This is a genomic window from Petrotoga sp. DB-2 (assembly GCF_054051725.1).
The window spans coordinates 56,604-77,451 of record NZ_JBSVZD010000006.1 but is presented as its reverse complement, the minus strand read 5'-3'; the positions used below and the strand labels follow the sequence as shown (position 1 = coordinate 77,451).

General features: G+C 32.8%; 20 protein-coding genes and 1 tRNA gene. 4 read left to right on the top strand and 17 right to left on the bottom strand.

Going from position 1 to position 20,848, the window contains the following annotated elements; translation table 11 throughout:
• Positions 1 to 77: 77 nt before the first annotated feature.
• The 3 genes from ACW9JY_RS03910 to ACW9JY_RS03900 all read right to left on the bottom strand — a co-directional run bounded on the left by ACW9JY_RS03910 (position 78) and on the right by ACW9JY_RS03900 (position 2,973).
• Positions 78 to 1,397, bottom strand: a complete 1,320-nt coding sequence (locus tag ACW9JY_RS03910) for an MFS transporter (protein ID WP_457283463.1) — start codon at positions 1,395 to 1,397, stop codon at positions 78 to 80.
• A gap of 48 nt (positions 1,398 to 1,445) precedes the next feature.
• Positions 1,446 to 2,675, bottom strand: a complete 1,230-nt coding sequence (locus ACW9JY_RS03905; protein WP_457283462.1) for an MFS transporter — start codon at positions 2,673 to 2,675, stop codon at positions 1,446 to 1,448.
• A 100-nt stretch (positions 2,676 to 2,775) separates the two neighbouring features.
• Positions 2,776 to 2,973, bottom strand: a complete 198-nt coding sequence (locus ACW9JY_RS03900) for a hypothetical protein (RefSeq protein WP_457283461.1) — start codon at positions 2,971 to 2,973, stop codon at positions 2,776 to 2,778.
• A 506-nt stretch (positions 2,974 to 3,479) separates the two neighbouring features.
• On the opposite strand from ACW9JY_RS03900, the gene ACW9JY_RS03895 reads away from it, so the two are divergent.
• Positions 3,480 to 3,809, top strand: a complete 330-nt coding sequence (locus tag ACW9JY_RS03895) for a tRNA-binding protein (RefSeq protein WP_103076178.1) — start codon at positions 3,480 to 3,482, stop codon at positions 3,807 to 3,809.
• 335 nt (positions 3,810 to 4,144) lie between these two features.
• Here ACW9JY_RS03895 and ACW9JY_RS03890 read toward each other — a convergent pair whose 3' ends face one another.
• From ACW9JY_RS03890 to ACW9JY_RS03845, 10 genes are all read right to left on the bottom strand, one after another.
• Positions 4,145 to 6,079 carry a hypothetical protein gene (locus ACW9JY_RS03890; RefSeq protein WP_457283460.1) on the bottom strand — a complete coding sequence of 645 codons (1,935 nt, stop codon included), beginning with the start codon at positions 6,077 to 6,079 and terminating at the stop codon, positions 4,145 to 4,147.
• Between the two features lie 15 nt (positions 6,080 to 6,094).
• On the bottom strand, positions 6,095 to 6,826 hold the full coding sequence (locus ACW9JY_RS03885; RefSeq protein ID WP_457283459.1) for an ABC transporter ATP-binding protein: 732 nt from the start codon (positions 6,824 to 6,826) through the stop codon (positions 6,095 to 6,097).
• A 393-nt stretch (positions 6,827 to 7,219) separates the two neighbouring features.
• A complete protein-coding gene (locus ACW9JY_RS03880; RefSeq protein WP_457283458.1) occupies positions 7,220 to 8,938 on the bottom strand; it encodes an ABC transporter ATP-binding protein in 1,719 nt (572 codons plus the stop codon).
• Between the two features lie 310 nt (positions 8,939 to 9,248).
• Positions 9,249 to 9,833, bottom strand: coding sequence for a hypothetical protein (locus tag ACW9JY_RS03875; RefSeq protein ID WP_457283457.1), 585 nt, complete (start codon positions 9,831 to 9,833; stop codon positions 9,249 to 9,251).
• Positions 9,834 to 9,844: 11 nt separating this feature from the next.
• Positions 9,845 to 11,824, bottom strand: a complete 1,980-nt coding sequence (locus ACW9JY_RS03870) for a methyl-accepting chemotaxis protein (RefSeq protein ID WP_457283456.1) — start codon at positions 11,822 to 11,824, stop codon at positions 9,845 to 9,847.
• Between the two features lie 230 nt (positions 11,825 to 12,054).
• Positions 12,055 to 13,386 (bottom strand): glycosyltransferase, encoded by a 1,332-nt coding sequence (locus ACW9JY_RS03865; protein WP_457283455.1) that lies wholly within the window; start codon positions 13,384 to 13,386, stop codon positions 12,055 to 12,057.
• A gap of 26 nt (positions 13,387 to 13,412) precedes the next feature.
• Complete coding sequence (locus ACW9JY_RS03860) at positions 13,413 to 14,642, bottom strand: NAD(P)/FAD-dependent oxidoreductase (protein ID WP_457283454.1); 1,230 nt, start codon at positions 14,640 to 14,642, stop codon at positions 13,413 to 13,415.
• 36 nt (positions 14,643 to 14,678) lie between these two features.
• Positions 14,679 to 15,527 carry a methyl-accepting chemotaxis protein gene (locus tag ACW9JY_RS03855; protein ID WP_457283453.1) on the bottom strand — a complete coding sequence of 283 codons (849 nt, stop codon included), beginning with the start codon at positions 15,525 to 15,527 and terminating at the stop codon, positions 14,679 to 14,681.
• Complete coding sequence (locus ACW9JY_RS03850; RefSeq protein WP_457283452.1) at positions 15,524 to 16,297, bottom strand: oxygen-binding di-iron domain-containing protein; 774 nt, start codon at positions 16,295 to 16,297, stop codon at positions 15,524 to 15,526. Before ACW9JY_RS03850 ends, ACW9JY_RS03855 begins: the two co-directional genes overlap by 4 nt.
• Before the next feature lie 102 nt (positions 16,298 to 16,399).
• Positions 16,400 to 17,494, bottom strand: coding sequence for a BMP family lipoprotein (locus ACW9JY_RS03845; RefSeq protein WP_457283451.1), 1,095 nt, complete (start codon positions 17,492 to 17,494; stop codon positions 16,400 to 16,402).
• A gap of 145 nt (positions 17,495 to 17,639) precedes the next feature.
• Here ACW9JY_RS03845 and ACW9JY_RS03840 point away from each other — a divergent pair.
• Positions 17,640 to 17,711: transfer RNA gene (locus ACW9JY_RS03840), tRNA-Arg, on the top strand.
• Positions 17,712 to 17,716: 5 nt separating this feature from the next.
• Here ACW9JY_RS03840 and ACW9JY_RS03835 read toward each other — a convergent pair.
• From ACW9JY_RS03835 to ACW9JY_RS03820, 4 genes are read right to left on the bottom strand one after another with little or no spacing between them, the layout of a single operon-like run.
• Entirely contained in the window at positions 17,717 to 18,055 is a 339-nt protein-coding gene (locus tag ACW9JY_RS03835) for a YraN family protein (RefSeq protein ID WP_457283450.1), read from the bottom strand.
• Position 18,056: 1 nt separating this feature from the next.
• Complete coding sequence (gene gatC / locus ACW9JY_RS03830; RefSeq protein WP_457283449.1) at positions 18,057 to 18,359, bottom strand: Asp-tRNA(Asn)/Glu-tRNA(Gln) amidotransferase subunit GatC; 303 nt, start codon at positions 18,357 to 18,359, stop codon at positions 18,057 to 18,059.
• Between the two features lie 17 nt (positions 18,360 to 18,376).
• Positions 18,377 to 18,766, bottom strand: coding sequence for a hypothetical protein (locus tag ACW9JY_RS03825; protein WP_457283448.1), 390 nt, complete (start codon positions 18,764 to 18,766; stop codon positions 18,377 to 18,379).
• Positions 18,767 to 18,776: 10 nt separating this feature from the next.
• Positions 18,777 to 19,229 carry a hypothetical protein gene (locus tag ACW9JY_RS03820; RefSeq protein WP_457283447.1) on the bottom strand — a complete coding sequence of 151 codons (453 nt, stop codon included), beginning with the start codon at positions 19,227 to 19,229 and terminating at the stop codon, positions 18,777 to 18,779.
• Between the two features lie 195 nt (positions 19,230 to 19,424).
• Here ACW9JY_RS03820 and ACW9JY_RS03815 point away from each other — a divergent pair, with 195 nt between their 5' ends.
• Together ACW9JY_RS03815 and ACW9JY_RS03810 are read left to right on the top strand one after the other, a co-directional pair.
• Positions 19,425 to 20,132, top strand: a complete 708-nt coding sequence (locus tag ACW9JY_RS03815) for a hypothetical protein (protein WP_103076194.1) — start codon at positions 19,425 to 19,427, stop codon at positions 20,130 to 20,132.
• A 20-nt stretch (positions 20,133 to 20,152) separates the two neighbouring features.
• The gene (locus ACW9JY_RS03810; RefSeq protein WP_103076195.1) at positions 20,153 to 20,809 is read left to right on the top strand and encodes an N-glycosylase/DNA lyase; all 657 of its coding nucleotides are present in this window, start codon (positions 20,153 to 20,155) and stop codon (positions 20,807 to 20,809) included.
• Positions 20,810 to 20,848 lie beyond the last annotated feature (39 nt).

The following is a 20,848-nucleotide window of genomic DNA, read 5'->3' as shown; positions in this document are numbered from 1 at the left end:
CCCTTAGATAGGTAAACTTAATTTAACTCGAGATTAATTAACCCATATTTTCGGGAAAGAATCGAGCTCACTTTTTCTTAATCCAAAACAGCATCTGGATTATTTTCTTCTAGGTTCATTACTACTTTATTAAATAGCATTAAAACACAAACGAAACATAAAATCAAACCAGATAGAATGAACATAAGTCCTATCCCCCTGTTTTTCCCAACACCTATTAAAGAGCCAATCCACGTATTCGCTAATGTGCCTCCATCTATAAGAAGTGGATTGAATACTTTTTCTGCCAAAACACCTGATAATACAATTGCAACTGGAGTTATAATTTTCAAAAGTCCATCTATCACAGCGCCCACTCTACCCAAAACTTTACCCTCAATTTTTAGCTGCATTATGGTACCCAATGTTGCATTTGTGAATGGAACAGGCAACATAAATATGAAAAATCCCACGCCAATTATATACCAAACAGGCGATACACCCATCACACACAAACCTATACCTGATAGTATGAGGCTGATAAATATCGCTTTTACCCTATTTTTAATAGTTGGTATAACACTTGCAACTAACCCTCCTAAAACTAATGCTATTCCCGATATGGAATTTACCATCCCATAAATTACTGAATTATAATTGCCCATTATTATTGGTCCAACAAGCACAATACATAAATTAGCTATAAAGTTTAACAGGGCAAATACAGCTATGAGTGAGAAAAAACCTTGTTTTCCTTTTAAATATGTAAGGGTATATTTAAAATCATTGATTATATTACCCATATTTACCCTTTTATCTTCGATAACAGGCTGTGGGATTTTTTGTGATAGGACTGTCCCTATTGCTACAAAGAATGTTATAAAATCGATTGTTAATAAACCTGATAAACCAATTAAAGGGTATAGGGCTCCTGCTACTACAGGTGCTATTATATTTTGAATGGATGGGATTAATTGCATCATTCCATTTGCCCTACCAAGGTTTTTCTTAGGAACAATTTCTGGAATAGAGGCAGTGAATGCAGGCCCTTGAAATGTCCCAAATACTGCAGATATGAAGTTAATAGGGAAAATCATCCATAGTTTCATTTGCCCCGTTATAAGCAATATGATCATAAACATTTTTAAAAGTGCGTCAAATGCGTCTGTGAATATAATTATATTTTTCCTGTTTTTCCTATCAGCGACTGTTCCTGCGATCGGTGCAAAGATTATCCCTGGTAAAATCCGCATTAAAACAGTCATAGTAAAAGTCATTGCACTTCCAGTTGCTTCTAAAACCCAGACAGATAACCCAAAAGTTGTCAAACCAGAACCTAAAATAGAGACGAATTGCCCTATCCAAATTATCATAAATTTTTTCATGGATTTTTCTTGGTCTAACTTTTTTTGATTCATCCCTTTTAACCTCCTGATAATACCTTATGAAAACAAGCATTAATTTCACTAATTTGATTCCTCAACATTCTCAATCACTTCTCTCACAGTTCTTATTTTTGTACCAATTTTGATTAATAGAGTAATAGTAATAATACTTCCTATAAAGGCTAACAACCAATTGTAGCGAAAACCTATTTGATCCGCAATATAACCACTTACCAAAGGGATAGTGAAACCAAACAAGGATCCAGCAGCAGAAATAGCTGAAATATAAGATGCTCTCCTCTCACTTGGAATGAGATCGTGAACCCATACTGAACTAGCACTCTTATCTATGCCCAATCCCAATTCTATTAAACTGGCTCCTAAGTAGAAAGCAACAATTGAAGCGTGAGAAGCGATTGTAATAGAACCAATTGCAATTAAACTTTGCCCCATTATTGATACTTTCACACCTTCAAAACGCTTTAGAAGTATGCCTGCTAAACTATTTCCAACGGCTAAAACTACAAGAAAAATTGCCATTGTAAAACCTAAGTATGCAGTAGACAATTTAAGCTCTTTGACCATATATAATTGCCATATCATTACAAAGGTCTGGAAAGCAATTATTCCTGTCATAGAGTAAATCAAAATTAATCTCATTGTGGTACTTTTAAAAATATCAATTGTGTTTCGAACAAGGGCTTTTCTAAATGAAATTGCCCTATCTCCGTAATTTTCATTTAAAATGAAAATAAGAATGATCGATGTCCCAAGTGCCATTATACCAGCAACCAATAAGGGAAAATCCGGACGACCAATTGCAAGAACAGAGGACAGTAAAGCTATAATAGCTCCGAATATTAGTGAAATTGCATTTGCATTCGGAAACACTTTCGCTTTTAAATGTGCTCGACCTTCTTTAGTAATTTCATCTACAAACCAAGCTCCCGGAGTGCCGCTAATCAATGCAACACCGGCTGCCCAAAATAAAATACTCAAGATAAAAGTGAATAGATTATTTGCTTGGAAAAATACCAGTAACCCGATGGACCATATAAAAAATCCTAACACTAACGATTTTTTCCGACCGTATTTATCAGCAATGTTTCCAGTTGGAAAGTCTAATATACTTAACGCTATTGAAGCAATCGCTAATACCTGTCCGATTTGAAATGAGGTTAATCCCCTTATACCCATATGAGCAACATATACAGTGCCGAATAATTTATCAATACTTTCGTAAAGTATAATAATAAAATAATATTTCATTATTGTAGAGTCAAGTTTGATTGATTTACCAAAACGCCCCATAGATCTTATCCTCCGGTTTTTATAAAATTACTGCCTTTAAAAATTCTAAAACTTAATATCTGTTCCCTTTGCCTCCGTTCATCACAGCATTTTCTTTTTCTTATTCAACCATTAGTTTTTTACCAAAGATATCTACGAAGTAGATGATTCTTAATATAGCCATTAATCCCCAAAATATCAAAATAAGATTTTGCCAGTTTTCTAAAATAATTAACTTTTTCCACAGATTTCCATTTATTCCCACAAAAAATATGAATAAAAATAGAAGGATTCTAACTATGAATGGGTTATCAAACACGAGAAGCCCCACAGCGTTACTTTTTCTTCTTCCACCTTCGTATGATATGTATGGATGTGAAACTCGCTCCCCACCCTTCTAAAGATCTTAATTTTATTATATACTTTTTCATATGGTTTTCAACTATTTTTTTAATTGACTTCCAATATGCATTGATAAACTATTACAGAGATTTGTCAAAAAAAAGTTATGTTAAAATATTTACGATTTTTTTGCCGAATATACTGTTTTTGCCATTTCTTTTACTTATTATAAGAGAGTTATGATATAATGAACTTAAGAAAAAAATATAGAAGCTTCGAGAGTTGTTAACATTCCAAAGAAAAGGTTTTTGAAGTGAATTTTATTTTATATTTTTGTTGCTAGTGAGTAAAGAAAAAAGGGGTTGAGAAATAAACATTAAACTATTGTGTGAAATTGTGAATAAAGAACAGTTTATAAATTCAATTTTGGATTATATATCGAAGGTATTTTATAATGAGTTGTAAACAAAGGAGCGAAGGAAGTTGATTCAATACGAAGATTTTGCAAAAGTTGAGATGAGAGTAGGGAAAATTATACAAGTTGGTGACTTTCCAAAAGCAAGAAAGCCTGCTTATCAACTTACCATCGATTTTGGAGAGTATGGATTAAAACATTCAAGCGCTCAAATTACAGAGGTATATAAAAAAGAGGAACTTTTAAATCGACTTGTCATTGCGGTTACCAATTTCCCACCAAAGCAGATTGCTAATTTTATTTCAGAAGTTCTTGTATTGGGAGTAAATAACGAAAAAGGACAGGTTGTTTTACTGCATCCCGATAAAGAGGTCCCTTTAGGGGAAAGAGTGTACTAAAAGATTGGTAAAGAGTTTTCTTTTTTGTTTGTTCAACTTAATTATACTATAAGTCTGATAAATATCGCTTTTACCCGATTTTTACTTCTTTAATTGAGATGTCTATATTTTTCAAAGCAGGCTCTTCTTTTCCTTTCTATTCTTTGCAGAGATTTTTTATTTCTATAATATCCATCAAATCCATCTCCCTACAGACAAATTTGTTGTTACTTGTTGACCATTTAACAATGCATTTTTGAAAACGGTTTTTGTGGTACTTTTAGCTATAAAATTTATTTAATCAGAAAACCCCATTTTTTTATTTAATCTCCAATCACAGAAAAAATGCACTAAATTTATGAAATGATCCTATAATATACTCTTGAAGTTAATTTGTAACTTATATAATAAACAACCGCAAAAATAAAGGCAATCACAAGAAAAGAATTGAGTATAATCATAAAATTGCTCATTCGGAAGGCTAATAATATTCTTCTTATTAAGAAAAGAGAGAAAATACCATGAAGTAACGCACCTAATAATGGTATAGAGAATATTCTTAACATCTGTTTACTGGTGCTATTTTTTATTATTTTTTCGCTCACTCCCAACTTTCTGTAAATATCGTATCTTTTGGCATCTTCGTACCCTTCGGATATTTGTTTGAAGTATAAAGTGAGTATAAAAGTCATCATAAACAATAAACTCATAAATATCAACAAAATCAAGCCACCCCCAAAGTACATTATCCATTCGTCTGATACTATTTTTTTGATCTCATAGAAAATCGTTCCTTCTCTTTTTAAAGTATCATCTAAAGAGTAAAAAAATTCTGTATCAACCTCTTCTGTCACGTCAAACGAAATAACGTGACTTTCTTCAGTTGATCCTACTATTTCGTTAATTTCATTTATAGAATCAACTACGATATATAAGTGCCTAAACAAATAACTTGGAATCCGTTCTTTGATGTAAAAAGAATCTAATTCCAAAATTTTGAATTCCTTTTGAAGAGCTTGGTTTTGCATCTTTAAAGTTGAAAGATTTAAAGGGTTACTAAGCGAATAGATAGCTATTTCATTTTCTTCCAATGACAACTTTTGTGGAGCATAATTATTGTAGTCTTCTAACGGAATTATTGAGATTGCCCAATGATTACTAATGTTTTCTGGCGTTAGCGTTAGTCCAAAATACATTACATCCTCTTTTAGAATGGCGTCAGTTGTAAATTCATCATATTCAGCATAATTTACAAAAGTGGCTTGATATTCTTCTTTGAGGATATTTATACTTTCTTTTATACTAGCACTTTCATTTCCTGAATTTGTTTCTATGTAAACGTCTCTGTTTAGTCTGTTGTCAATCATTGTTTCTTTTCCAAAGAATACAGAAGATGCTGTTGTAAGGGCTAAAAGTATCAATGTTGATAAAATACAGATATTCGCTAAGGAAATACCGTTTTTGCTCATCCTAAAAAGTAAGTTTGATGTTGGTATGAAGTTTTCCACTTTTAAAAACTTTTTACTTCTTTTCATTCTACTTATGTAATTTATGCTCACATAATTAAAAAATAAATAGGTTGCTATTATGATTAAAGGGACAGCTAAAAATATTCCCAAAAAGCTTTTCAACCTAGTCATTATTGTCCAAGTAAAGATAATAAAGATTAATCCTAAAACAGCTTTTCCACTACTACTTTTTGGTATCTTGGTGGGAACGGCTGAAAAGGAGAGTAACTGTCTCACAGTTTTTCTACTTATCATAATATAGCTTTGAATGATGAGTATAAATACAAGAACGAAGAAAAATAAAAACACATTTAAAAGTAATGAAAAATCAACTTGTAGAAGGTTAGCTTCAAGTACTCCCGTTGTTCTTTTGATAATACCGGCAATGATTAGTTTTGAAATATAAGCGCCTAAACTGGCTAAAACAAAACCAATTACGTACATTATTAAGTACAGTAAAGAGATCACAAGAAATATACCTTTTTTGGGGATGCCAATGGTTAATAAAACCCCAATGTTTTTGGCATATCTTTTGGTTACTATATTGTTAGTATATAGAAGAAATATTAAAGAAAAAAGGCCTAATATGATGATCCCTAACCAAAAAAATTCCTGAAAAAAAGTGCTATTTGTTGGAACCACTATCTCTATATTTGTTCCTAACTCTGAATACATTAATATGGCAAATACGTTGGTAAAAAGTGAAAGAATGAAAGGATAATATAATTCTTTGCTTTGCTTTATTTGTTTTGTTACGATTTTGGTTATTATTCCTCTTTTCATAACGTATCCCCTCCATCAATAAAGAATTACAGATAGTAACTCGTTGTAAAAATCATTTCTATTTTTATTTTCACGTCTTTTTTGAGAAAAGATAGATCCGTCTTTCAAAAAAACAACTTCTTTAGCATAGCTGGCGATGTAAGGACTGTGGGTAACTAATAAGATAGTTTGTCCTTGGTTATTTATCTCAACAAATAAATCCATAATAATTTTCGCATTCTTTGTGTCTAACGCCCCGGTAGGTTCATCTGCTAACAATATCTTGGGATTACAAATAACAGCCCTTGCGATTGCCGCCCTTTGTTTTTCACCCCCTGAGATTTGCATAGGGTAATAATTTATCAACGATTCAATCCCTATCCTTTTTGCTACATCGTTGACTTTATCATAAATTTCGTTTTTTGAATAATTGCTCATTATTAACGGCAACATGATGTTTTCTTCTACGTTCAATGAATCTATCAAATTAAAATCCTGAAATATGAAACCTATGTTATTTTTTCTGTACTCAGTCTTTTTTGCAGGATTTAAAGCTGTCACATCTTTGCTATCAACAATTATCTTACCTGAGGTAACTTCATCTATCAAACCTATGAGGTTTAAAAGTGTTGTTTTCCCTGAACCTGATTCTCCCATGATAGCTACAAAGCTTCCTTCTTCAATTTCTAAATCAATATCTATCAGAGCATGCTTTTCAATTTGTCCTTCTTTATAAGTTTTTGTAATCTTCTTTAAAATTATTCCCACAAATTTTCCCTCCTCTTATGTTTGATTTAAAAGTTAATTGGCTCGTTTTTCAAGAAAGTCTAAGAAACCAAATTTATCCATTTTTGATAACCACTCTGTATTCTTTTAATTTTCCCTTTTTAAATCTTTTAGGCTTTTTCAAATGTTGCTTTTTTCACAAAGTAAATACATCAATCAAACATTTACCATACTTCTTCCACAACACTTACAATCGTGTCGGGTACTACCTCACTTGTCTGAAATGTATCTTTATTTTCTCCGCCAAAAACAAATATGCCGCTTAATAGCAAAACCGTTATCAAACATATTCGACACCTCCATTTTCTCAAACTCTTTGTATCCTCTCTTCTTTTAGAACAATTCTATAAATGCATTATAATGTTTTTTAAGTTTTTATCTGTCATTCTGAGCATCTTTCACATACTGCTTCTTAAATAATTCTCTGTAACTTTCATTCTTTTTGTATAACTCTATGTGTGAGCCCGAATCCACTATAGTACCGTTTGCCATAAAATATATCTTATCTGCTTTTGTTATTGTTGAAAGGCGATGAGAAACCAAGATTATTGCCATATCTTTTTCCTTTTCCTTTAGACTTTCAAATATTAATTCTTCAGTGTGTGAATCCATTGCAGAAGTAGCTTCATCCAACAAAAGCACCTTAGGAGGATGTAATAATGTTCGTGCTAAGTTGACTCTTTGCTTTTGCCCACTGGATAAAAGCAAACAATTTTTATTAAGAGACTCTGAAAATTCTGTTAGTTGTGTGATTTCTAAAATCTTATTTATTGTACTTTTTTCAACTTTTTCACCTAATAAGATATTCTCTTCTATGCTTGCATTGAATATAAAAGGAGAACTTTCTACATATTTTATATTTCTTCGTAAATCTACAAGATCATATTGTGAAAATTTTAATTTATTTAGCAGTATTTCTCCTCTTTGCGGTTTATATAGCTCGGTTAATAGTAAAAGCAAAGTGCTTTTCCCTGTTCCGGTATATCCAACAATGGCTATCTTTTCACCTTTGCTGATTTGTAAATTTATATTTTTTAATATATAATTATTTCCCTCATATGAGAAGAAAATGTCGTGGAAATCAATTGTAAATTCTTTTGGAAAGGGCATCCCTTTACGTGTTTTTTCCTCTTCTTGGTTTAATAAAGTTTCAATTCTATTTATTGATGGAAAAGCCGCTGGTGTGGTAGTGAAGAGAAAAGCTAAGTTCCATACTGGGACATATAGCCTTCCAACGAATGTAAAAAAGGCGATCAGCGTTGGAATATCTACCAAACCCCTCATTGATAAAATTGCACCTATACACAAAATAATAATAGGTAAACCTTCTTCAATATACATAGTTATACTATTATATAGTTTTTCATAAAAACTTTTGTTTTTCATAGAGTTATTCCAATTGCGGATCTTGTTTTGAAAAAGATGGTAAAAATAGGTAGTTTTTTCCAATAATCTTATGATAATTGAGGAATTTATCCCTTCTTCTATTGATTTCACAACGTTATCGTTTGCCTCTCGTTCTAACGAAGACATACTTTCCATCTTTGGTTTGAACTGCTTTTGGCATAACAAGTATATGGGCAGGGAACAAACAAATATTAGGGCTAAATAAGTATTTAATTTAAAAGCGACATAACATCCTACCGAAAATTCAGCTAACGCTTGAAAAACAGATGTGAAAAAAAGCGCTTCTTCTCCAATTATGTCTATATCAGAGGTGAATCGCGCCATCAATTCACCCGATGGCTTCCTTTTATGGTACGAGGCAGGTAATTTTAGAACCTTTAGATATAATTTCTCACGCAAGCTCCCTTTCACTAACAGTTTCAAAATGTCTCCATGATAATCACTTAAAAACCAAATAAAACGTGTGAGGGAATAAATAACAAGAATCAGTAAAGCTGTAATTAAGGCACTTTTCATCCCTTGCCCATCGTTTATTGTTGTAATTTCTTGCATCAAGTTTTCGATTAAAAATGGAGTCACGGCTACTAGTGGTATTGATGAGAAAATCAGTATGAAATTTATAATTAATTCTTTTTTAAAACGAGAGACCTCTTCCCAAAGAAAATACAAGGCGTTTTTATATTTCATTAAAGTTCCTCCACTTCAGGTACTCTTTCTCCCCTTCTTTCAATAATATCAGTTTGTCTAATTTTCTTATTGTCGATAATAAGTATTTCACTGTTATTAACTTTATTATATACTTTTCCATATGATTTTCAACTGTTTTTTTAATTGACTTCAAATATGTATTGATGAGGAGAGTTAGTAGCATTTAGTGGCAATTTTTAATTGAAAAACGCCCATTTAGGGCGTCTTTTTGAAAAATTTTTTACTAATACTTTTAGCTCTTCTACTGAGTTTAGGGTCCTTCACTATACTCTGTAACCCGCCAATTTTGTTATTTTCTGTATCCTTCTTTTTTTAAGAAATACTGCGATAAATTTAGTATTCTTTTATCCTTCATTAGGTCTTTGAAGAATTGTTCGTATTCTGGTTCGCTTTTGTACCATTTGTGTATCAAGTCTAAAAAACCGATATCTTCATTTTCTTGCTTTATGTACAACCTTGCATAACCGTATCTGTTCCATATATTTATCTGGACCATGTAATCATAAGATAAGGATTCTATGATTCCTTTTAAGGCTTCTTTGTCCTTTTGTATGGCTTCTTTTTCTTTTTCTAAAATTGAGAGAAGGAATAACAGGAATCCTTCTCCCAGTTCATCAATGATTATTTCATTTTTTTTAGATGCTTCTTCATCAAAATCATAGAAATCTTCGTCTTTTTGAAGTGCGTAACCAGGTACTATTTCAAAGGTTTTTAAGATTTTTAGTACTTGCACTATTTCCTTTTTGTCTTTCACTTCTTTTCTGAATTTAAGAATGTTTTCTCTTTCATAAGTTTCAAATTTGAGTTTGTCTAAAACTTCAAGTTGGTTGTCGGTGAGTACTTCTAAATAGTAACCTAAGTACAGTTTAATCAAGATAAATTCTCCTACAGTCTGAATATTTTCAACTGTTCCGAAAGCTCTTCCGATAAAGTAGAGAGTTCTTGAGAGTTCTTTTCAATTTTCTTTGCGTCTTCTTTTTGGGTGTTAATTAGGTTGGTTACCTCACTCAAACTTTCGCTTATAGAAGTTACTGCTTGTGCGACTCTATCCATAGCTGAACTCATTTCTTCTGTGCTTGCACTTTGTTCTTGAGAAGTTGCTGTTAAGTTGTCTATTCCACCGTTTAAATTTTTTACCATATTCAAAATTTCTTGGAATCTGTCGTTTATACCGTCCATTTGATCGTTGATACTTTGGATTATTCCAACGGTTTCGTTTGTGCTATCATTTACAACATTGGTGCTGTTTTTAATACCTTCAAGCATTTTTTCGATCTGTGAAGTTGCATTTTTGGAATCTTCCGCCAAACCTCTTATTTCATCAGCTACAACCGCGAATCCTTTCCCTGCTTCTCCTGCTCTTGCTGCTTCTATAGCGGCGTTCAAGGCTAGAAGGTTTGTCTGCTCTGTTATAGAATTTATCGTGTTAACGATCTTGCCAATGTTTTCAGATCTTTCTATTAGGGCTTTTACTACATTCTGAGTTTTTTTGGATTTATCCACAGCTTCTTTTATTGTTTTATCTATAGATTTTATAGACTCAAGTCCTTCGTTAGCGGCGTTTTCTGTTTCTGCAGCAGCAGTGTTTAACTCTTGAGCTGATTTAGAAACATTTTGAGCAGCTGCCGATATTTCCTGAATCCCTGATGTAACCTCTTCAACAGAGGCGGAGGTGTCTTCAGCGTTTTCACTTATTTCAGCAGCCTTTTCCGAAAGGGTTTCTGCCGATTGAGAACTGTTTTTAGAAATGTTGAGTAATTCCATAGCAGAACTGTCGATCTTTAAAGAGCCTTCTCTGATAGAGTTTATAGAATTTTTCCAGGCACCTATTGCTTGATTTAGTGAATCTGCCATTTGTCCAATTTCGTCTTTGGAGTTTATTTCTACGGAAGTTGATAGATCACCTTCTCCTACCGCTGAAAGATACGTCTTCAGTTTGTTTATCGGTTTTATAATGTTGTAAATAACGAATAAAATACCTACTATTACTGCAACTACGGCTATTATTATGAAAAGTATAAGAGTGAATTTCATGATAGATCTTACTTCACTGAATAAATTCTTAGTATCCACTTGGGTAATAACCGTCCAATTTGGATCGCTAATTTTATCATAAGCTAAGAATGTTGATCCATTTTGAACATACATGGAACCACTTTCCTGAGTTAAGTTTTTAAAGTATTCTTCTTTTGAAATGTCTTGACCAATTTTATCACTTTCAGGATGAAAGATTATCTGACCTTTTTGGTTTATCACATAAATTGTTTCTCCGGTTCCTAACTCATTACCAATAATTTCATAAACCTTAGACATGGAAAGGTCTATTCCAACTACTCCGATTATTTCATTTTTATCATTTTTTACAGCCTTTGAAAGGGTAACTAAGGTATCACCTGTTACTACATCTACGTAAGGATCTGTTACAATAACATCTTGCGGCTTTTGAAGAGCGTCTTTGTACCAAGGCCTGACTTTTGGATCATAATCACTTGGTAGTTCATTTTCAGATTCTACGGGTCTCATAAACATTTCGCCGTTTTTTGACCCCACATAAACAGATATGAATTCAGGGTATTCTTCAATGAAATTTTGCAGTTTTTGATACATTCTATCTCTTTCTTCTTTTGACTGTTCAAGTAAATTGATGACATCGGGATCACTAGCGATTGAAGAAGTAACTTTTTTGAGATCATTCATGTACTGACCCAAAAAATTTGCTGTTTGAAAATTGTTTATCTCGATTAATTGAGAGGTGTCTTCTTTCAATATGTTACTATAATTTAATGATGAATAAGTGATAAAAAATGCCATAGGTACAACGGATACCAAGATGATTAAAATTGCCATTTTCCATTTGAGTGTCATATTTATCTCCCCCTGTCTTTAATTGTTTTATATTGCCTTTAGAATTTTATAGCGCCCTTTTACTCCGCTCCCCACCCTTCTGGGGAAAGGACCTGCGGTCCCTTAGACCCTGCAGGTGGGAGGGCTTCGACCTATGACCCTTTTAAAACAAGATTTTTTATAACTTTTTATATAAGCTGCTCTTAGTCTTTGTTAGTGCCCTTTCCCTCGCAACCCTCCTATAAGGATAATCACAAGCCCAAATGAGCTTTTTCTATCAACAAATTTTTTAACTTTTTTTCCAAAGTTTCATAGGAAAAGTATTTCTTTCCCAGTTTAAAATTCTTTTGGACAATCTCTGAAGCCCTTTGGGCATCGAAAAGAATTTGAAAAATTTCTTCTTTTGCTTTAATAATTTCGTTTTGGTTGACTCTATACATGCCTCTTTCATACTCAGCTTTACTTCCTAGACTGACAACTTCAAAGCCTAAGGGTGCTATGTCTTTTTTGTAAACGGGATATTCAAACATCAATACAGGCTTTTTTGAGAATATCGCTTCCAAAAATTGATTACCAAAACCCTCTAAAATACTTGGATAGGTGATAAAATCGGCTATTGCATAAAAATCCCATAGAGAGAAAATCTCTTCCTCTTCGTGTCTGATGTCATCGGAAATGGAAAAAGCCAATTTTAGTTCTACATCTTTTTGTGAGGCATATTCTTTCAACACTTCTACATAGTCAGATTCTTCCGAAAGGCCAGGTAACACTAAAAATACGTTTGTATCTTGAGTTATCTTTTTACCGTTGAAGGTCGTTTTTCCAATATACTTTTTCAAATCCTTTTTTACTTCCGCCACTGTGTCGATCGCCAATTCTATAGCTTTTCTTCTGACAATTCTAGTTGCTTGCAAAAATATCAGATCGTTCTGAGATATATTCAGCTTTTCGTATATTTTTATGTTGTAATCGTCTATTTCCCACTGTTTTTGGTTAAAATCGAATACATTAGGTATGACGATACTATCCAACCCTTTCTTATTTTTCAACTCTTCTTGGGCAAGTGAATTTATGACGACGTGGGGTATGTCTTTTGGGGGAAAATATTCTTCCAAGATCTCTTTGATGTAATCATTGGTTGGATTTTTGTAAAAATCCCTTTCCCAGTAAAAATCATGGTGGTGACCTATCATCTTAATCCCGTTATCTTTACAGAACCTGTAAATAGCCACGGCTGCTGCAGGATTGTGGGCTAATGAAAAGATGTTATTCACAATCATTACATCCAAATCCATCATTTCATATAGTTGATTGTAAATATCTTCTATGTATCTATTCATCTCCTTTTTAAAATAAGCCTCGTCCCAGCTGTTTAAATTTACAAAAGATTTTTGTTTCAGTACGTTACTTCTTTTATCCGTATATGCAATGTATGGGATTTTGAATCCAGGTGACGTCCCCATATCTCCGGCGATTAAATACGTTTTTAAATGCATGTTTCTAAGGACTTGCTTCCATTTAACCATTTCTAAGGAAACCCCGTCTGTTTCTCCTACCCTGTAGTGTACTAAACCAATCTCCATTGGATTCACACCCTCCATACTTCTTTTTATTCAGAAGAAGCGGAATTTCCTGCTAAATATCCAGTAGACCAGGACCATTGCAAATTGTATCCTCCGCTTTCTCCAGCTACATCCATAACCTCACCTACAAAAAATAAATCAGGTATAATTGTAGACTCTAAAGTATAAGGGTCTATTTCAGTTGTATTAATTCCACCTAAAGATACCTGAGAATCTTTCCAATTTGTTGTACCTACAACTTCGAAGTTCCAATCTTTTAAGTTATCGGCCAGTATTTCTATATCTTTATCATTCAAACTACTAACAGGTGCTTCCAAATCTTCAAATCCTATCTTTGGTAAAAAATATGGAATCAATCGTTCATCGATAATGCTTACCAGTAGGAGTTTTATAGGACTTTCAGGCTTTGAGCTAACTTTTTTGGTTAAAAAATCAACCAAACTTTTGTGAGAATATTGAGAAAAAGGGACAATTTTTAGAAAAAGAGGAGAGTTTTGTTCTAGATACTCATGTACATAATTACTGAGTTCTAATATTGGTATACCAGTGAGGACATCATTTTTCTTGAAAAGTATTTCACCAGTGTAGATTTTGGAAACAATTTCATCGTTTTGATCCATTAGAAACACATTCCCCTCTAACTTTGAACCTGCAACATCCTCAATAATATGCGGCCTCACTTTCAAAGGAACTAACCCTGGTCGTAATTCAACAATAGAATGTCCCAAATCTTGGAGAGTGGGAAATATACTTCCGTTGGAACCATATTGAGGAGAGGAGTTTCCACCTGTTGCTACTATTACTTTATCCGATTGAAATACCTTGTGTTGCCCCTTTATGAGAAATTTTTCTCCTTCTTTAATTATTTGCTCGACTTGGAAGTTAAGTACAACTTCAACATTGTATTTTTCTAATTCGTAAATGAAATGAGTAACGATATCTTTTGATTTTTCTGTGTAGGGAAATAGTTTGGTACCTTTTTCTTTTACCATTATTCCCAATTCTTCAAAAACACTAAGTGTTTGGACAACGCCAAAAATATCTAGCACTTTTTTCACAAAAGGCAAATTGTTGCTGTAGTAATGGGTTTCATTCATATCCAAATTTGAGAAATTTCCTCTTCCGTTGCTACTTGCCAAGAGTTTTTTAGCCAATTTGCCTTTTCTTTCAATTATTCTTACTTTTGCACCGTTCCATGCTGCAACTGTTGCAGCCATTAATCCAGCAGCTCCTCCACCAATCACGGTAATCAACATAGCACATTTCCCTCTTTTAGAAAATTAACTTGGTTTTTAAATTTCAATTTCTTTCAATTTATTTTGCATTTGCAATACGGTTTCTAAGACTTTTCCCAAAGTATGTATATTGTTGACAAGTTCTTCTATAATTTCTTTTGATGCGAGCAAGTTGTTGGTGTTTTCTTTAAGTTCTTCTTTTCCTGAAACCAAATTTTGCGTTAATTCATCCATGAACGATAAATTTCCATTTAATGTAACAAGAGCGGATTCAATAGAATCGGTTATGGTTGAAAATATTGCTTCTAAGTTGTTGATTATTTCTTTGACTTCTAGTACCTGGTTTGAGAGGTTAACGATTCTTTCAGATATTTTACTTGATGCACTGTTGGTTTCAGATGATAGTTTTTTAATTTCTTCGGCTACTACAGCGAATCCTCTGCCGGCTTCTTTTGCTCTTGCGGCTTCTATTGAAGCGTTTATTGAAAGTATGTTAGTTTGTTTGGCAACGTTTTTTATAACGTTAGTTAGTTCTTCTATTTCTTGAAAATTATCCATTAAATGCGATACACTTTCTAGTGATTTTTCTACATCTTTTTCTACTTCATCAAAATCCTTACCAAATTTTTTCAATTTGGAGATGATTTCTTCATTATTAGCAGAAATCCTTTTTTTCTCTTCTTCTCCAGTTTCAACTGTTTTTTCAATTACATTTGAAGTGTTTTCTATACTTTCTATAAGTTCAACAAGGGTTTCTCCAACCATATTAGTTGAATCGTTAACTTCCTTAAACCTGTCTCCCAATACTTCCTGGAGTTTTTCAATGAAAGAAACAAGAAGATTTTCATGGTACACACTTTTTGCTAATTCTTTTATGGTATCAGTGTAATTCTCCTTTTCACTCATTTTGCCCCATCCTTATAGATGTTATCTATTAGATCCGTCCCACACTCTAAAGATTCAAACCAGTTTAGGAATTCTTTGTACTCAGCCTTTTTGTATATAGCTCCATGTTGTGGCACCATCTGTTCAACATCCAATTTTTTAACGATGTCAACCCATTTTTTGCAAACTTTGTTGGATGCCATATACCTTTTGTGAAATCCTTCTATGTATTTAATATGATTTGAGAAATTTTCTACAAAAACCGTATCTTTCCCTTCAGGGAAAACAGATACACCTATATCCCCCGAAAAAAGTATTTTAGAAGTTGGATCGTAGAGGTTGAAATTTCCCGTTGAATGTAAGAAATGTGCCGGAATTATATGTAACTCAGCCCCATCTTTAAATTTTATCTTGCCTCCAGAGTCTTCTATCAAAACCATCCTTGATTTTTCAAAAACTCCAAAATGTGGTAGAAACCGCTCCCATAATTTAGATATGTAAAACTTAGTTTCCAAAACGCTGTCCCACAAAGTTATTCCCGATGATACATCTGGATCTTGGTGGGAATAGAACACATGTTTAATCTTACCCAGGTCAACAAATTCAACAACGCTTGCAAGAACTCTTGGGAATACGTGTACTCCTCCTGGATCGAGTAACACACCTTCATCGTTATGAACAATTAGATACTGGTTTGTTGGAATGCCTTCCAGACTTTTTCTTTCTGATCCTAAAAAAATGAATTTGTGTTTCCCATTGTCAAACAGAGTTATAATATTTTCGCTATCCATATTATTGTCCTCCTTCTAGAGCGATTTTAATGACTTTTGAAATTTCAAAAGATTATATATAGCACCCCTTTGCTTCGCTCCCCACCCATATATATGAATCATCTAAAATGGAAAATTTATATTACTAACGTCAAAAACACCTAATTCTGCCTCATTTTGAGGAATATTAACTTCTCCGTCTTTCACCAACTTTTGCAAAAAGACTAATTCTGCAATGACTTCATTTGGAACCATTCCCTTTGTGTATTTCATGGGAGAGATACCCATACCTTCATCTTCTATTCCTAGAACGTGATGACCGGAATTAAAATTTCTGTCGTATAATGCAGATCTAATTCCTTCAAATGCGGCAACATCAACCTTTTTTCTTGAACTAGTTAAGACATATCCTGGTGCCATATAATCTTGGTCCATATCGTATCCGATTACGAAATATCCTTGTCCTTTTTCATAGTATTTGTCGATAATTTGATTTAAAGGAGCATTATCAGGCAGACCATAAAATGATGAGCCAACTTCTTTGGCAGCGTCTATAACAGCTGCGGTAGTTACCCCTGTAAAGATAATATCCGCTCCATGATTATAATGAGAAAGAGCAATTTGTTTGGTTTTGGAAGAATCTGTAAAACTACCAATGTAACCAGTAATAACCGTTACATTTTCCCCTTTAATTTGGTTAAAAGCTTCAACGCCTGCGCGATACCCAATTTCATACCTTTTAACAGGCGGAATTTCCAACCCACCAATAAATCCAACTTTACTGGTTTTTGTCATGGAAGCCGCCAAATATCCAAGCAAAAATCCACCTTCTTCTTCTTTAAAAGTATAAAGAGCTAAATTAGAAGGAATTACTTGATTAGGAGATGGTTCTATGTCTATCCCTATAAAAAATGTATCAGGATACTGCATTGCAATATTGAATAACACATCAGCCATCATGAATCCTACCCCTATTACCACATCTCCATTCTGTGCAGCATTGGTAAGATTCGGAACGTAATCGGTTTGTTCTTTCGATATGAGGATTTCTGCTTCAATATCGGGGAGTTGTTCGACAGCCATTTGAACACCTGCCCAGGTACCATCGTTGAAAGATTTATCTCCGAGTCCCCCTGCATCCGTAACCATTATAACCTTTAATCCAAACATATTTGCAATCATGATAACTGTCATCATTAGAAACAAAGCTTTTTTCATACTTATAACCCCTCATATAGTGTTTTACTGTTTCCGCAAACTCAAAAACTTACTAATGCCCCTTTCAACTAGTAGCAACTCTTAATATTCTTCATCGATTGACAGCTGTCAAATTTTCTGCTATAATATTTTTTGTCTTTAGTAAGCCCCTGTAGTTCAACGGATAGAACGGTGGATTCCTAATCCACAAATGAAGGTTCGACTCCTTCCAGGGGCACTTTTTTATAGCCTTTGAGCCGGGTAATAATTTATGACTCCCTCGTTGGTGACAGAAATTACATCAATTTGAATTTCATCAAATTCTAGGTTTTTATGGGTAGCTATGAAGTAATTCCCTGTTCTCATGATTTTTTTTAATTTTTTAGAATTTACCCTGAAAGCGGGGTCTCCAAAAGTTTCTTTCCCACCTTTTACTTCTATAAGATGTAGTATTTTGTTCTTTAAAGCTATTATGTCTATTTCGCCATGTCTGTAAGAAAAATTCCTTGCAATTATTTGATAATCTCTATTCAAAAAGTAAGAAACCGCTTTGTCTTCGTATACTTTTCCTTTTGTATTCAAATTATTCTTCCTCGTTAATATGTATACCAGGTACAGTGAGAAAACCGTCTTTACTTTCTGGAAAATTGTTTATTATTTCTTTTCTATTTTCAAAGTTTTCTACTTCGTCTTTTCTTAAAACGGAAGTCGAGAATTCAACTGGGGAGATCATTTCTTCAACCTCGTCAACGTCTATTTCGTCCAATATCTTTAGATACTCTAATAAATCGTTTAGATCTTTCTTTATCTTTTCTTCTTCACTTGGACTAAGTTCTATGTTGGACAGTTTTTTTAACTTCTTTATTAATTCAGTATTTATTTCCATAATTTGTTGCTCCTTTCTTAATTCAGACCTAAAATTAACTTTAATTTCCCATTTTCTATTTCGAATTTCTCTATACTTATATTTCTGCTAATAGGATTTTCGAGAATATTGATAACTATTGTCTTGTCGTTTAATTCAACAAATTTTGGAAGTTCTTCTTTTTTGATCATTTTTGCGGGGATATTATGAAAAAATTCGTATCTTCCTGTTAATGTCCTAGGATATGTCTTTAATTTTAAATAGTATTTGAACATCAACACCTTGAATCTAATTTCGTTATCACGGAACTCTATATTTGATACGTGATCAAATATTCTTTTCAAGAAGTGAAATTTACTGTTTTCTAAAACTTTTATCAAAAATTCTTTGGCTGCTTCTTCGTCTATTTCCAACAATATTTCTTTCATTAGTCACCACCTATTTTTTGAATTCGAGAAGTAATTCAAACTTTCCATCTTGAAGAACGAATCTAGAAATTTTTAAAGATTTTAACATAGTATCAATAAAAGGATTTATTTTTATTTTATTGAAATCTATTAGAATCTCATAATCTTTGGAAGAAACAGCCTCACTGAATTCTGAAAATATATAAAATATGCCTTCTAATATTTTCCTAACCCCTTCATCACCACTCAAGGATAAACGTAACTTACCGTTTTCTAAATCCTCCGGCTTTTCTAAAATTTTAATTAAAGATTCTACTGTTGAATCTTTCCCTAAAAAATTGACCTCCATTTGAAAATTTATTCCATCTTCCCTCAGTTGTACATTCAAATTTTTTAGGCCTTGCACTTGAGTATTTTCTTCTATAACTTTGTCTATTAATCCGTTTATAAATTCTTCATCAACTTCGATTCTTAAACTTCCCAATTTAATTCCTCCTTTTAACTTTTGAATTTTTTTCTTTCTATAGAAATCCTTAGTACCCTTCACTCCATTCAAAGGAGTTGAAATCTTTTTAAAATTATACCATAAAATTCATTTTGCCAATCAAAAATATGTGATACAATTAACTGGTTTAAAAATTTAAAACACTAATTAAAGTGCAAAAGGAGTGAAATTCATATGGTTCCTCCCGATTTTATCAACAATGAGGCATTCACAAATCTCTATTTATTGTTAGTTAATTCAGTCTATATTTTGTTGCCCTTATCCCTAGTACTTTTGCTTTTTTCAAAGATTTCTTTTAAAGTTACTATTTTTCTTTTAGGTGTCTATGCTTCTTATTCCATAGTAATACCTTATTTGCTAAAAATTCCGTTAATTAGTAATTTTGTCCTAACGTTCGGTGATTATAGCTTTTTTATTTATTTGATATTTAGTTTGATCTTCGGCTTTGTATTCTATCATCTAGTAAATATAGCCTTTGTGGTTGGTGGTTTTCTATTAGGCGGACTGGTTGGTTATTCAGTTGGAACTTTTATCATTTCTTCAAACGGTGAATGGTTGAATAATCTACCTTTTCCCATTTCTTATATTCCTTGGATAATTTTTGCTATCTTAGGTGTGATCGTTGCGATAATCTTTTCAAAGAATTATCAGTCAATTATCTCAATCATCTCCGTTATATTTGGTAGTTTTATACTCTCTTTTTATACCATCTATTTATTAGAAAAACACACATCTATAATCATAGGTGACAATTCTTTATTAAATGGATGGGAACAGCTAAGCCAGCCGGAGTTTTTTGGAATCTTTATTTCTCTTATCGTTTATATGATCATAGGTTTCTTCTTACTTGTAAGATCTAACAGAAAAAAAGCCAACAATTAAAACTTTCTTGGAGGTAATAGATGAACCATTCTAAAATAACGAATCCTTCAGATCTTTTGGTCAGTAAAATAGAAGATCTAAAGCTCACCATCAAGGATGAAGTTGAAAGGAGATTTGAAGAGTTTAAAGATATTGGGAAAAATGGGGATGAATTGGACTTATTCAGTGAACTATCTTTTTGTGTATTAACGGCAAATTGGAGGGCAAAGGGTGGTATAAAAGCACAGAAATTAATCACAAAAGAAGGTTTCGCCAATTACAACGAAAAGCAATTAATATCAAAATTAAAAGAAGTTGGACATAGATTCCCAAACACCAGATCACGATATATAGTTGAAAATAGATGGATAATTGGAAATTTGAAGAACTTACTTCAAAAAGATATTTCAGAGAGTAGAAGGTTTCTGGTTGAAAATATTAAAGGCATAGGTTGGAAAGAAGCTAGCCATTTTTTAAGAAATGTTGGAAGAGAAGACATCGCTATATTAGATAAGCATATCTTGAGAATTATAAAGGATTATAAGCTTGTGAAAGAAGTTCCTAAACCTTCTTGGACGGAGAAAAAGTATACAAAGCTTGAAAAAGAACTCAGAGTTTTTTCAAAGATGGTTGGAGAACCATTGGGGAAATTAGATCTATATTTATGGTACATGGAAACAGGACAAATAGACAAATAAAAAAACTATTAACATCCATAACATATAAAATTTCACATA

Bases quoted from the DNA above. Each gene is read 5' to 3' on its own strand.
- ACW9JY_RS03865 (WP_457283455.1), bottom strand. From the start codon at position 13,386: ATGGAGATTGGTTTAGTACACTACAGGGTAGGAGAAACAGACGGGGTT.
- ACW9JY_RS03910 (WP_457283463.1), bottom strand. From the start codon at position 1,397: ATGAATCAAAAAAAGTTAGACCAAGAAAAATCCATGAAAAAATTTATG.
- ACW9JY_RS03860 (WP_457283454.1), bottom strand. From the start codon at position 14,642: ATGTTGATTACCGTGATTGGTGGAGGAGCTGCTGGATTAATGGCTGCA.
- ACW9JY_RS03825 (WP_457283448.1), bottom strand. From the start codon at position 18,766: ATGAAAGAAATATTGTTGGAAATAGACGAAGAAGCAGCCAAAGAATTT.
- ACW9JY_RS03815 (WP_103076194.1), top strand. From the start codon at position 19,425: ATGGTTCCTCCCGATTTTATCAACAATGAGGCATTCACAAATCTCTAT.
- ACW9JY_RS03850 (WP_457283452.1), bottom strand. From the start codon at position 16,297: ATGGATAGCGAAAATATTATAACTCTGTTTGACAATGGGAAACACAAA.
- ACW9JY_RS03845 (WP_457283451.1), bottom strand. From the start codon at position 17,494: ATGAAAAAAGCTTTGTTTCTAATGATGACAGTTATCATGATTGCAAAT.
- ACW9JY_RS03810 (WP_103076195.1), top strand. From the start codon at position 20,153: ATGAACCATTCTAAAATAACGAATCCTTCAGATCTTTTGGTCAGTAAA.
- gatC (WP_457283449.1), bottom strand. From the start codon at position 18,359: ATGGAAATAAATACTGAATTAATAAAGAAGTTAAAAAAACTGTCCAAC.
- ACW9JY_RS03890 (WP_457283460.1), bottom strand. From the start codon at position 6,079: ATGAAAAGAGGAATAATAACCAAAATCGTAACAAAACAAATAAAGCAA.
- ACW9JY_RS03880 (WP_457283458.1), bottom strand. From the start codon at position 8,938: ATGAAATATAAAAACGCCTTGTATTTTCTTTGGGAAGAGGTCTCTCGT.
- ACW9JY_RS03905 (WP_457283462.1), bottom strand. From the start codon at position 2,675: ATGGGGCGTTTTGGTAAATCAATCAAACTTGACTCTACAATAATGAAA.
- ACW9JY_RS03855 (WP_457283453.1), bottom strand. From the start codon at position 15,527: ATGAGTGAAAAGGAGAATTACACTGATACCATAAAAGAATTAGCAAAA.
- ACW9JY_RS03870 (WP_457283456.1), bottom strand. From the start codon at position 11,824: ATGACACTCAAATGGAAAATGGCAATTTTAATCATCTTGGTATCCGTT.